The sequence below is a fragment of the Brevibacillus formosus genome (assembly GCF_003013405.1).
Lineage (GTDB): Bacteria > Bacillota > Bacilli > Brevibacillales > Brevibacillaceae > Brevibacillus > Brevibacillus formosus.
In genome coordinates this window covers 50,458-63,509 of sequence record NZ_PXZL01000003.1, presented here as the reverse complement: position 1 = coordinate 63,509, position 13,052 = coordinate 50,458, and the positions used below count along the sequence as shown (strand labels likewise).

General features: G+C 48.7%; 12 protein-coding genes. 2 read left to right on the top strand and 10 right to left on the bottom strand.

Annotated elements, in window-relative coordinates; genetic code table 11:
• Positions 1–26: 26 nt before the first annotated feature.
• The 5 genes from C7R91_RS04165 to C7R91_RS04145 are packed head-to-tail and all read right to left on the bottom strand — an operon-like array spanning position 27 to position 5,009.
• On the bottom strand, positions 27–1,493 hold the full coding sequence (locus C7R91_RS04165) for an aldehyde dehydrogenase (protein ID WP_047069431.1): 1,467 nt from the start codon (positions 1,491–1,493) through the stop codon (positions 27–29).
• A gap of 10 nt (positions 1,494–1,503) precedes the next feature.
• A complete protein-coding gene (locus tag C7R91_RS04160; RefSeq protein WP_047069430.1) occupies positions 1,504–1,965 on the bottom strand; it encodes a RidA family protein in 462 nt (153 codons plus the stop codon).
• Positions 1,962–2,966 carry an amidohydrolase family protein gene (locus tag C7R91_RS04155; protein ID WP_047069529.1) on the bottom strand — a complete coding sequence of 335 codons (1,005 nt, stop codon included), beginning with the start codon at positions 2,964–2,966 and terminating at the stop codon, positions 1,962–1,964. Before C7R91_RS04155 ends, C7R91_RS04160 begins: the two co-directional genes overlap by 4 nt.
• Entirely contained in the window at positions 2,957–3,493 is a 537-nt protein-coding gene (locus C7R91_RS04150; RefSeq protein WP_047069429.1) for a 3-hydroxyanthranilate 3,4-dioxygenase, read from the bottom strand. Before C7R91_RS04150 ends, C7R91_RS04155 begins: the two co-directional genes overlap by 10 nt.
• A gap of 28 nt (positions 3,494–3,521) precedes the next feature.
• Entirely contained in the window at positions 3,522–5,009 is a 1,488-nt protein-coding gene (locus C7R91_RS04145; RefSeq protein WP_047069428.1) for a 4-hydroxyphenylacetate 3-hydroxylase family protein, read from the bottom strand.
• Positions 5,010–5,345: 336 nt separating this feature from the next.
• On the opposite strand from C7R91_RS04145, the gene C7R91_RS04140 reads away from it, so the two are divergent.
• Together C7R91_RS04140 and C7R91_RS04135 are read left to right on the top strand one after the other, a co-directional pair.
• Positions 5,346–5,993 carry a Crp/Fnr family transcriptional regulator gene (locus C7R91_RS04140; RefSeq protein ID WP_047069528.1) on the top strand — a complete coding sequence of 216 codons (648 nt, stop codon included), beginning with the start codon at positions 5,346–5,348 and terminating at the stop codon, positions 5,991–5,993.
• 26 nt (positions 5,994–6,019) lie between these two features.
• Positions 6,020–6,652: a Crp/Fnr family transcriptional regulator gene (locus C7R91_RS04135; protein ID WP_047069427.1), complete on the top strand. Its 633-nt coding sequence runs from the start codon at positions 6,020–6,022 to the stop codon at positions 6,650–6,652.
• 77 nt (positions 6,653–6,729) lie between these two features.
• Here C7R91_RS04135 and C7R91_RS04130 read toward each other — a convergent pair whose 3' ends face one another.
• The 5 genes from C7R91_RS04130 to C7R91_RS04110 form a co-directional block, all read right to left on the bottom strand.
• Positions 6,730–8,685 (bottom strand): GTP-binding protein, encoded by a 1,956-nt coding sequence (locus C7R91_RS04130; protein ID WP_047069426.1) that lies wholly within the window; start codon positions 8,683–8,685, stop codon positions 6,730–6,732.
• Positions 8,686–9,240: 555 nt separating this feature from the next.
• Positions 9,241–9,714, bottom strand: coding sequence for a DUF4358 domain-containing protein (locus tag C7R91_RS04125; protein WP_047069425.1), 474 nt, complete (start codon positions 9,712–9,714; stop codon positions 9,241–9,243).
• Between the two features lie 5 nt (positions 9,715–9,719).
• The gene (locus tag C7R91_RS04120; protein ID WP_047069424.1) at positions 9,720–10,859 is read right to left on the bottom strand and encodes a DHHW family protein; all 1,140 of its coding nucleotides are present in this window, start codon (positions 10,857–10,859) and stop codon (positions 9,720–9,722) included.
• A gap of 15 nt (positions 10,860–10,874) precedes the next feature.
• The gene (locus C7R91_RS04115; RefSeq protein ID WP_047069423.1) at positions 10,875–12,281 is read right to left on the bottom strand and encodes an MBOAT family O-acyltransferase; all 1,407 of its coding nucleotides are present in this window, start codon (positions 12,279–12,281) and stop codon (positions 10,875–10,877) included.
• A 21-nt stretch (positions 12,282–12,302) separates the two neighbouring features.
• Positions 12,303–12,989: a GDSL-type esterase/lipase family protein gene (locus C7R91_RS04110; protein WP_047069422.1), complete on the bottom strand. Its 687-nt coding sequence runs from the start codon at positions 12,987–12,989 to the stop codon at positions 12,303–12,305.
• Positions 12,990–13,052 lie beyond the last annotated feature (63 nt).

Genomic DNA, 13,052 nt, shown 5'->3' with positions numbered 1-13,052 from the left:
CCCTCCCTGATTTGTTGTCCTTATCGCTATAATTTCATGGTGACTGTCTTGACCTCGGAATAGAATTCGAAGCTGTGACGCCCGCCTTCGCGGCCAATCCCGCTGTCCTTGGCACCGCCAAACGGAGTTCGCAAGTCACGCACATACCAGCAATTGATCCATAAAAGACCTGACTTCACTCGATCAGCCACGCGATGCGCACGCCGCAGGTCGTTGGTCCAAACCACTCCTGCCAGGCCGTAAGCCGAATCATTCGCGATCCGAATAGCGTCCTCTTCTGTACGAAATGGAATGATCACGATGACCGGACCGAAAATCTCTTCCTGGGCCACCCTCATTCGGTTGTCTACATCATAGAGGACGGTTGGCTCCAGGAAATTGCCGTCACCCAACCCGCAGATCCGTTTTCCGCCGTAACCGAGCTTGGCTCCTTCTTCCAATCCGATCTGAATGTAGTGCTCCACCGTCTCCAAGTGACTGCGGGATACCAACGCTCCCATATCTGTCTCTGATTCCAGAGGATTTCCCACCTTGATCCTTTGAACAGCCGCTACAAATTTGTCCAGAAAATGATCGTATACGCTTTCTTGTACCAACAAACGCGATCCTGCCAGACAAATCTCGCCTTGGTTGCGGAATATCGCCTCGATCGACCCTTTTACCGCTTCATTAAGATCGGCATCCTCAAACACGATATTGGCTGATTTGCCTCCCAATTCGAGTGATACCGGAATCAGATGCGAAGCGGCATTCTGCATGACCGTCCTGCCGGTGTTCGATTCTCCCACAAAAGATATCCGGCGAACTTGGGGATGCGTCGTCATCGCCGTCCCGACAGTCCCGCCCGGACCAGTGATGATGTTGAGCACTCCTGGAGGAAGACCTGCTTCATTGGCAATCTCTCCGAGCATCACCGCCGAGAGAGGCGTGTACGAGGCTGGTTTTACAACAACGGTATTTCCCGCCGCTAAAGCCGCCGATGCTTTCCAGGTCATCTGCATGAAGGGCAAATTCCATGGAATGATCAGACTTGTCACACCTGCTGGAGCATATTTGACATAGGACATAAAATGGCGCATTTCATAATGCTCATGGACCATATATTTTGCCATTTCGGCAAAGAAGCGCAAATTGGCTGCCGCTCTCGGAATGTCGAAGCCCCGGCTTTCTTTGATCGGTTTGCCGACATCGAGCGTTTCCACCAAAGCGAGTTCATCTACACGCTCCATCACCAGATCAGCCATTTTGCATAGAATCTTGGCACGCTCATCTACAGACATCTCACTCCAAACGCCTGACTCAAATGTACGCTGCGCCACGTCGATCGCCCTTTTTACATCCTGCTCACTTGCATTGGCCACAGACGCCAGCTTGAGATTTGTCGCTGGGTTGATCGTATCGAAGGTTTCACCAGAAACAGCGTCCACGTAAGCACCGTCTATGAATAGCTTGGCGTCTTTTCGAACATGGTTTTCCTTGGCAGTCTGACTCATGGGAATCCTCCTAATTCTTGATTTCCAAGATCATCTCTATCTCTACGGCGTTGTTTAGCGGGAGCTGGGCCATCCCTACAGCGGATCGCCCATGCCTGCCTTTCTCGCCGAATAGCTCCACCAACAAATCGGATGCCCCATTCATGACTGTAGGCTGATCGATGAAAGCTGGATCGCTGTTAACGAATCCGAGTATTTTGACCACTCGTTTGACTCTCCCCAGTTCCCCTAGCTCATGTTTGGCAACAGCCAGCAGATTGAGCATACACTGCCTGGCTGCGAGGTAGCCTTCCTCTATCGTGACATCCTGTCCCAGCTTCCCTCGATATTCGTTTGTCCCTTGGCCTGCCAGAAAGAGGAGATTGCCCGATTGGACACAACCGACATAATTACCGGCCGGCTGTCTACGTTCGGGCAGATTTAGGCCCATAGCCTGTAGACGTTGTTCCGGTGTTTCAGTCTGATGTTTCACAGTATTTTCATCTCCTTTATGTTCAGGAAGCGAAGCGCGTTTTCACCCAGCAACGCCCGCTTCTGTCCGTCCGTCAGTTCCAACGTGTGATCGATGACTTCCCCGGGAGGTTTTTCACGAAGCAGAAAGGGATAATCCGAGCCCATCATGATTTTATCTTCGCCAAATCGCTTCATCATGTATGGGATGTTCAGTGGGTCGTACGTCAAGGAATCAAAGTAGAATTGTTTTGCGTACACACTAGGCGGTTGATCGGTCAGACGCAGATGCGGCCATACCTTCCAGCCTTGATCCAGCCTGGGCAGAATATAAGGAAAAGAGCCGCCACCATGGGCAAAGCAGATTTTCAGGCGCGGAAACTTCTCGATCACGCCTCCCAAGATAAGACTTGCTGCGGCAAGCGCTGTCTCGCTTGGCATCCCGACGGTGTACATCAGGTTGTGCCGCGGCATCCGTTCTCTGCCCAATGTCTCCCATGGATGGACGAAGAGCGGCACATCCCATGCCTGACACATTTCAAAAAAAGGAATCAGACCCGGGTCGTCCAGATTGTTGCCGTTTACGTTGGTGCCGATTTCGATCCCTCTCAGGCCGAGCTCGTGCATGCAGCGATCCATTTCCCGAATAGCCGCCTCCGTGTCTTGCAAGGGAACGGTACCCAATCCAAGGAAATGATTCGGATGTTGGTTGACCGTCTCTGCGATAAAATCGTTTTGAATCCGCGCCATCACTTCCGCTTCGGCTGTCGGGGCCCAGTAGGAAAACGTGACCGGAATAGGTGATAACACCTGCATATCCACGCCTTCTAGCTGCATGTCATGGATCCGTTTTTGGGGATCCCACACTTGATTCGTCACTTCGCGAAAGACCTTTCCCCCGACCATGATAGTTGCCCCGCATGTGCAAGTGCGATGCAGAACTGGCCAACGCTCTCCATGAAATCGTTCAGCCAGGTTGGGAATATCCTCTGGAATAATGTGGGTATGGAAGTCTACTCGCATTTCCACTCACTCGCTTCCGGAGGCATGACGTGCCCGCATTTTTGGCATGTACGCAGCTCCAGATTGCTGTTGAAGCCTTCGATCGCCTCTTTTACCTGCACCTCTATGTTGGTCAGTTGAATCCGTACGCGATGCATTTCGTGGTCGCAGTTTTCGCAGAACCAAGCAAAGTCCTCTAGTTCTCCCTCATTTCTGTTGCGCTCAATCACGATCCCGATGGTATCTGCGATCCGGTGTGGGGAATGTGGGACATTCGCAGGAAGACGGAACATTTCGCCTTCTTTTACCGTGATGATCTCACGCCTGCCATCCTCATTCATGATTTCTACGAAGCAATCACCCTTGAGCTGGTAAAAGACTTCCTCGGATGGATCTATGTGAAAATCTCGCCGCTTATTCGGCCCTCCCACTACCATGACCATCAGTTCTGCATCTTTCCAAATTACCTTGTTATTCACCGGTGGCTTGAGCTGATCGATGTGATCCTCGATAAACTTCCACAAATGGATAGGTGACAATGTCCGCATGCTCTATTCCCTCCCTGTTTTACCTTGTTTAAAGAACCTGCTCCGTCTGTGATGCCGATTTGGCAGAATAAACGCTGAGCGCATCATCCACCATCGTGCAGGCATGAGACTTCTTATAGTTGTTGTAAAAAATCGCTAATTTGCGCACCGGATCACCGGTATAGTATCGTTCGTATTGCAGCAAACGCTGTCCGAAAGCTTCCCCGCACAGGTCCCAAGCGAGCTTAAACAGGCGAACCCGATCTGTACCGGAGATACCCTTCCGCCCGGCATAAAACTTTTCCATATCCTCCACCAACTCGGGATGCTCCATATCACTGTCTGTCGGGGACATGAGCAATCCGCCTGCTCCAATAATTTGCATGACTTCGATCGCCCGCGGGTACAGCTTCGGAAGAAGTCCACGAATGGTTTCGAGCTGTATGTAACCCGGCATGAGCTCGCCCGAAGGCAAGGTCTCGTATTCCAGCTCAGCTGTCTTCAGCAGCGCTCTGACCGATTCCAGCGATTGTGCTAGCTCCCCGAGATTGTTTTGGACATTCGGATAGATGTCTACCCCGATGGAGTCTGCCAGCCGCATGGCAACTTCTGTGGCAAATTGGAGCTTCACCAGACCTCTCACCCCTGACTGGTGCGCCGGCTGCTGTCCGATGCCTGTCTTTGGATAAAGCAGGTTGGCTGCTTCTACATTGTTGTACAGGAATAAGCGCTCCCAAGGCACGAGTACGTCATGAAAGACAAGAACAGCATCCATTTCTTCGAAGCGAGATGCCAACGGATGGTCATAAACGGAACGAATTCCATCCTGCATGGGCTCTCTACAAATGATGCGCAAGCCCGGCGTGTTAATCGGAATGGCGAATGCCAAGGCGTAACGCTCATCTCCTGGCTGGAACCCAGGGAACGAGTAAATGATGACTTCATCCGTGATCGGCGCCAGTGTCGCGAGCATTTTCGCACCTTTGACAATCAGCCCTTCTGGCGTCTCCTCTACTGTTCCCAAATGAGTGTACACATCGTTTTGTTCATGCGAGGACTTGCTGCGGTCATTTTGCGGATTGATAATCGCATGCGTTAAAAACAGGTCTTGGTCGCGCACATGCTTGTAATAAGTTTTCACGTTTTCCGCCCACTGCGGATTGTACCTTTCCAAAAAAGACGCATTGCTGTATAGCGACGTCAAGACGACATTGAGAAAATCCGGCGTTCTTCCCATCAAGCCAAAAGTGGCTTCCGCATAAGCTTCGTACACGGCTCGTTTCGCCCGCAATTCCTCAGGGGTCTTTGCAACGAGAAAGGCGTTGTTCACACGCTCACCGGTTTCCTGACAAATATGGGTAATCTTGTCCTGGTACTTCTCGTCATACTGCATGTCATACAGTTTGGCTATTTCCTGAATCGGCTGCCGAAAAACGGCTTCCTCACATACATTTGTCACCTTTCTTCCTTGCAGCCAAATCTCCGGTTGCCGTGATCTCAAGCCCTGAATGTATTGGTCACCTGTGCGGATTCCCACTACAATTCCTCCCTGTGGATTTTTGTTGGTTGAGCCGTTTTTGTTCTTAAACCGCATTATAATGTCTGTCTTTTCAGAGAAATGTAACCCACTTAACATCACGGCTGAAAAATAAAAAAATGCCGCTCACCTAATTGATAAGCAACTGAGTTTATGTAAACGATTTAACATCATTTCTGTTTTTCTTTCGAATGCACGTCATTTTCACGTTGAAATATTGGTAAGGAGCTTTTTATTTTCATATAATCAAGAGTATCGAGTTCAGAAAATTAAGACTTAATTTTCGGTGGGTGATTGGAAGAGGCAAGATCATGAATGAGGAAAGGAGCGGTGATGATGGTATCCCCTTTTGAAACTGATTTGAAATGGGAAACCCTTTTAGAATACGGCACCCGCCAATTTGTGAAAGGAAAAACAGCAATCTATAAACAAAAGACGATGGGAGAAGGTTTTTATTATCTTCATAAGGGATTGGTGAAGATTGTGACCTCTACCTTCAAGGGGAAAGATCGCTTGGTGAACATCGTAGTCCCTGGTCAAATCATGGGACTGCAAACGATGGATCAACAACCTCATTTCACCACGGCAATTGCTGTAAAGAATGCAGTCGTCTACCATTTCTCCTGTTTGCAATTCCTCGAAATGCTGAAGGCACGCCCTGAACTCTTGTCTCTTTTCACCCAAACAATCAATCAAAAAATGCGGATTCTTCTAACCGCCATCAACATGAAGGCACTGACTTCAGAAGAGCAAATCGCTCGTCTCCTCCTCAACATTTGCGAAGACTTTAAAAACCACGAGGTTCCCCTCACTCAACAAGAGCTAGCTGAATGTGCTGGCCTCACCCGCATTACTGTCTACAAGATCCTGAAGGCTTGGAAGGAACAGGGCATCATTGAAATCAGAAACCGATCCTTTATCGTCAAACGCCCAGATATGCTGAAGCATTCACAACTCACGGCACAGACTGCTCGCACAGTGTAAGCCTATCAATGTGAAAGGTGGTTACAATGGCCTGTCTCCGCTATCAGTGGACTCCGTACCTCCTATATGGCAAGAAGATCGAAATGGGAAAACACACAACGATCTATCATCAAGGCGAGGTGGGAACAGGATTTTATTATTTAGACAAAGGGAGTGTAAAGATCACTCTCTTATCTGAGAACGGGCATGAGAGGTCTATTGATTACATTCCCACAGGTGGGTTGTTTGGGGAGCACGGCGCCTACAACGGCACATACCTCACATCAGCCATAACGACTTCGCCTTCCGTCATTTATTTTTTCTCCGACGAGGTCCTATCCCGCATATGCCAAGATCACCCGCAGTCGGCAGTGATCTTCACCAATTCACAAATCTATAAGCTCCGTCTCCTGGCTGAAATCATCGCGTTCACTGACAGTCCAGTTGAGCTTGCGATGGCTAATTATCTGCTCAAACTAATAACTGTGCACGGGAGTAATCATATCCCTATCGATCAGTTGTCTTTTGCACGCTATATTGATACGTCTCGCATGACGGTGAACAAGACTTTGCAGAAATGGCGACAGCAAGGCTTGATTGAGTTATCTGAGCGCAGTGCCATTCGAGTTGTGGATGTAGAGGGATTGCGTGGGATTTATTCTCGCTTCCAATGTAAATAGGGCGAAGCCTAATCAGCTCGCCCCTCTGTATTGAAAATAACTCTTGAAACTCTTGATACAGCCCTGTCCGGTTCTGATTAGAGCAGATGCATCTTGGCTTCTGCCTCATCCCACGGCACCGAGTAGCCTGCCCCTTTGGCGCAAAAGATCGAGGAGGAGGTATAAACCGGATCTGCATCCTTTTCATAGCGTTTCCTTTTCATTACTTCCTCTGCGTTATGGCAGCGATCGTACCCGCCAAATACACAGCGGATGCTGCCTCGTCCATGCGTGAAAGAAGCGAATTCGGTGCTGTAATTCATGAATGTTGCTACGGGCACCCTTCCCGTAATGACCGCATGCGTATCCGACATCTGCGGTGGCTCGAACGAACCTGAGGCGCGCTGAATATCCGAGAGTACCCTCCCCATCTCGTTCATTCCCACCTTTATTTTGAAGTCATAATATGGTTCTAACAGCATATTCTCCGCTTTCTCCAGCCCTTGCCGCAACGCGCGAAAGGTGGCCTCACGAAAGTCGCCCCCATGCGTATGTTCGTTATGCGCACGACCTCTTAGGAGTGTAATTTTCATGTCGGTGACCGGCATTCCTGTCAATAGCCCATGATGCTCCCGTTCGTAGAGATGAGACTGAACCAGATTCTGGTAGTTAAAACTCAATTCATCAGGATGACATACGCTAGTGAAGTGGATTCCGCTGCCTCGCTCTCCCGGTTCAAGCAGGAGGTGCACCTCCGCGTAATGCCTGAGCGGCTCGAAGTGTCCATACCCCGTCACAGCAGACTGTATCGTTTCTTTATACAAGATTTCCGGTTGGCCGAAAGAGACAACGAAACCGAAGCGTTCCTTCACCACCTGCTCCAGCACTTCTAATTGGATCATTCCCATGACGCGAATGTGAATCTCTTGCAAACTCTCTTCCCAAACCACATTGAGAGACGGGTCCTCCGCATTCAGAATGCGAAACGCACCGAGCACTTGCTGCACATGAAGTGATTCCTCAAACTGTACTTTGGACTGTAGTGTCGGCTCCGTCTCATAAGCGAACTTGTCTGAGTAGAGCCCCACCCCTTGTCCAGCTTCGGCCTCGGACAAGCCCACGACCGCGAACAAATCGCCGGCAGCTACTTGTTCTACCGAGTGTGATTTCCTACCAGTAAACAATAAGATTTGGGTAATCTTCTCTTCGTATCGAAGTCCACCGCTCTCATAGCCAAGCAGCTCCCGTACCTTCAGCTTGCCGCTCAACGCTTTGACGAACGTTAGTCTCAACCCGTTTGCTGCGTGTTGAATTTTATAAATGCGCCCCCCGAACGGAGTCGTCTCGTCATATGATGCAGTTGTCAATAAGGACAGCTGATTCAGGAAATCTACCACACCATCATCCTGTAGTGCCGAGCCGTAGGTACAAGGGAAAAGTCGACCTTCTCGTATCATCTCCTGCAAGGCACCCAGCCAGAATTCTTGATCGTCCCTTTCCTCTAAAAATGCTTCCAGCAGTGAGTCGTTCCGCTCTGTCATCATTTCTCGTAGCCCTTCGCTGACCATACCGTTGGCGAAGTTGTCTTTGATGCAACAGACATCCCGAGTCAACTGACTGCGTATCTCCTCTTCCGTCCTGCTGGCATCCGCACCGATCCGATCTGTTTTATTGATGAAGAAAAATGTCGGTATCCGATGTTTGCGCAACAACTGCCAGACTGTCTCGGTATGACCCTGAACACCTTCTACCGCACTGACAATCACGATCGCGTAATCCATGACCCCGATCGCCCGCTCCATCTCGGAAGAAAAATCGACGTGTCCAGGCGTGTCGATCAAATAATAAACGTCGCCCTTATGGTGCATAACCGCCTGATCGGCGAACACGGTAATGCCTCTTTTCTTCTCGATATCGTGGCTGTCCAAAAAGGCATCTTGATGATCCACCCGGCCCCGCGACCGGATGCTGTTCGTATGGTATAGCAACTGTTCGGCGAAAGTAGTCTTGCCCGCATCCACATGGGCAAACAAGCCGATCGTTAGACGCTTCATGTAATCCCTCTTCCATAGCTACTCGACTTCTTTTTCCATTAAAACATAAGAAGTGAGAAGAAGAATAGGCTTGCCAGGTTGAAACATGCGCCTGCAGTTTTTAACGTCCATTTTTTTACAAATCCAAGCACTCGTCCAATCAGGAGGTGAATTTTGTTAATAAGTTATCTTAGATCGTTATAAAGGAGGAAGTACCTCATGAAAAAGAAGAAATCTAAATCAAAGAAATTCAAGAAAGTAAAAGGTCAATTGGTGCGATATCAACCATATGAATCCCATGGGCAATATCAATCACGTGCTAGACGCTGTTTCCCTTGTTGCTGGGATGATGGCTGCGGTTATTGTTGCCCTAGCCACCCCCCAATAATGTGACCATCCTCTAAATAGAACGATCATTGTCTTCAAACAAATTGCGTAAGTATAGTCCCAACATCAATCTTGGACTTCATAGACACTCCTAAATTATTCGAGGAGTGTCTTTTTATTTTCCTATTTATCAAAACGTATTTCTGGGGCTCCTTCATACACAATTTCAGGACAGGTCCTTTCATGTTTTTACTTCAGAGCTCCATCAAACACAGATTCTATTTGATCAACCTCTTTCGACACCGCGAATAAAACAAACTGCCCTTTCGTTTTCAATACATGCTTTTCGATGAGAAAATACTCCTCTGGGCGATAGTCTTTAAATTTGATTGTTTGTGCCTCGATCCGTTGTTGTATTTTCTCTGTTATATTTTCAGTGTCGTTTGTATTTTTGACTTTGATAACAGCCAGTTCATCCGCTTTCACATTCGATGAGGCCGTGTACAGGATGAAATCTTCCACTTCTTCTGCCTCGATGTGATACAACTTTTGCAGTTTCTCCAGATCCCCTTGTTTCATATCCTGAAAACTTATTGTTTGTTGAATTTTTTCTCCCACTTTTGCAGCCGATAGTTCTTCGGTAGTCCCGCCGTCACTGGAGCATCCGGCCAACATTCCCATTCCGATAGCAAACATAAGCAGGACAGACAAAAATCGCTTCATTACATTCACTCCATGATGTTCAGTATAGAGGTGTCTTCAAAAAACGTTTTAACGTTGTAAAGGAATAGCATCTCATGAAACTGCCGATCTTGTATGAGCTTTGTTACAGATTCCTCATTATAGCGAAGGTCAACGACATCAATCTCTGCGAAGTGTTCGGCCAAAAAAGGAATCAGGCTATTGGCGTACGAATCTTTCACGACCAGCAGCTTCTTCCCACCCGGATGGTCCGTTGTGATTCGGACCAGTGCATGGTTGCCATTCAGGAATACCGCATACTTATCCTTTTTGGACAGATTGTCCATCTGGTACAAGGAATCCGTACTACGGCCTTCGTCCACGTACTCCACCTTCTTTTTGCTTTCCTCTTTTGGCAGATATAGATCGATACGATCAGGCTGCAGATGGCGAAAGCCGCTTTTCGAATAGAGTGATCCGTAGAATGCATCCGTTACCTGCCGAATGTTGAACGCAGCTTCGTCTTTTGGAACAATCCCCATCTGCTTGCACAACACCCGATATGCATCATAAGCGCCTTTGCTCGTCCAATGGTGATCCGTTTTATAAAAAATGGCTTCTTCGCGTCCTGCATACAGCGCGGGATAAACATCAACGAAGCGAATGCCAGACGGAAGCGATTGACGAACTCGGTTCAGCGCAGCATATTCGTCACCCATTGGTGCGTTGGCGGGCAGTTTATCCCGAAGCAACGCGGCGGCGGTCGGTACTAGCATGATATACTTGCGAACGTCAGGCGTTGTCTGGTGAATCGACTGGATGGCCTGAACTCTATCATTCACCTCTGTTTCCAGCGGCGATGAGAAATGTTGAATCAGGTACCCATCCTTGCCCAGATAAACACCGTTGCTTTCACTTTTGCCCATAACACGATCCGCATCCGTTTTTAGCCCGATCCAAACGTCGCGGAAAGCAAATTGATCGGTAATATAAGTCTCGTAATCAGAAGTGAACTTCCCCGCCAGCAGTGATCGCAGCGAAAATGACGGCCTCTTTTCGAGCACCCTGTTTTCCGATTCCGAGAATGCCTGATCAGGGGTCAGTATGTTCAAAACGGCCACCACGAGGATAAACAGCAAGAACAACAAGCCCGTCACGGCTTGTGTCCGTTTGTCATATCTGGTCAAGTCCGCTCCCTCCCCTCAAAACCGAAAATATAAGAATGGATTGTAATCCTCAAAGACCAAATAAGCTGATGACAAAACCAAACTGATGATAGAAAGCACCAAAGCAACGATCATGCCTACCGAATTCCATCGCGCTTTCATTTGCTCCAATACTTTCCGAGGGAGCGGTGTCGCGCACAAGGCCAACAGAACGAGCAATCCCCCATACGTCGTCAGGTCGTAGAGCGCCTGGCCATCCACCCAATCGTGCTCACCGAAACCAAACATCGCACGGATGAACATCCACGCGGAAGGTAAATGTTCGAATTCAAAAAGAACCCACCCGACAACGACAATCAGCAGCGTGTAGAGATGACCTGCCCATTTCGGCCAGCGATTCAGCCGCTTCAGCAAAAATAGCTTCTCAACTGCAACGAAACAGCCGAAATACAAGCCCCAGACGATAAAGTTCCAGCTCGCTCCATGCCACAGACCAGTTAAGAACCATACGATCAAGAGGTTGCGGAACTGCTTGCCCAAACCCATCCGGTTGCCGCCGAGCGGAATATAGACATACTCCCGGAACCAGGAACCGAGGGAAATATGCCACCTGCGCCAAAATTCCGTAACGCTTCGTGAAATATACGGATGCTTGAAGTTTTCTGGGAATTCGAAACCGAACATTTTGCCGAGCCCGCGCGCCATATCCGAATACCCGCTGAAATCGAAATAAATTTGTAACGTAAACGCCAGAATGCCGAGCCACGTGGAAAGGACAGTCAAGTCCTCCATCGGCGTCGATTTCACATTCGTCCATAAGAGTCCAATATTGTTGGCTAGCAGTACTTTTTTGGCCAATCCCCGGATGAACCATTCCGCTCCTTCTCCGAACCGCTCCAGCGTCACTTTACGAATGACCAGTTGCTCCGCGATATCCCCATATTTGACGATCGGACCTGCGACCAGCTGGGGAAACATCGTGACGTAAGTGCCGAAAGCGACGAAATTTCGTTGTGCCGGCACCCTACGAAGGTATACATCCACTACATAGGACATCGTTTGGAACGTATAAAAGGAAATACCGACGGGTAGTGGCAGATCAGCCACCTGTATTTGCAGACCGAATAGATCATTCACATTCGAGACGACAAACCCGGCATATTTGAAGAAACCGAGAATCGCCAAACTGCCGCAGATGGAGCCGAACAACACTGCTCTGGCGATCGGCTTGCGGTGACTGTACTTGTCAATCACGAGTCCGTTGAAATAATCAAAGACGGTTGTAAAAATCATGATGATGATATATACCGGTTCGCCCCATGCATAAAAGATAAGGCTGGCTGCGAACAGAACAGTATTTTTCAGCTTTTTGGGCGACATATAATAAACGAGCAGCACGGCGGGCAAGAATTGAAACAGGAAAATCAGACTGCTGAATACCAACGTTCGTTTCCTCCCGCGCCGCTATTTTGCGATCTTCTTACGACCCAGTTCATCTTTTATATAATCGAGCAGGACCGGATAAAACTGGGCTTGGAAATGAATGCCGTCCGCATCGTACATTTCAGGACGATCGGCCACAATTGACGACACATCGATGTATCCGACTTGTACCTTGCTTGCCAGCTCCTTCAGTCCCTTATTGTAGTCGCCGATATTTTGATAGCGGGGCTCCGCTTTTTCTGCCTTATCCGTAACCGGGGTAACGGAAAGAATCGTGATGGACGCCTCCGGAAGTCTTTCTTTGATGCGATCGATTAATTTAGCGTAGTACGACAACGAATATTCCTTAGGATGGTCGGTCGGCCATAAAATGTCGTCCGAACCTAGCTGGATAAAAATATGCTCGGGCTTTCGCTTGACTAATTCGTCCACATCCTCCAGTGCGAATTCTGCTGTCTTCCCTGCACCTGCAAGCACGTTCTTCTCTTTCAGCACATCATGGTAAGACAATCCCTCCGTAATGGAATCTCCGAGAAAAACGCTTGTTTGATACAGTGATGCATATGAGGTTTGCTCCGGAGTGGAGATGTCCCCGGCCTGCCTGGTAATCTCGGAAGCGGGTGGTTGTCCATTGGTGCCACATGCCGCAGCCGACAAGGCGACCATGGCGAACAGTGTAATACCCATCATTTTCTTTTGCACTTTCATCTTTCATCTTTCCCCTTTCGTCTTGAACAAGGTAAAGAGTAACCGTCAAAGATCAAGATCAGA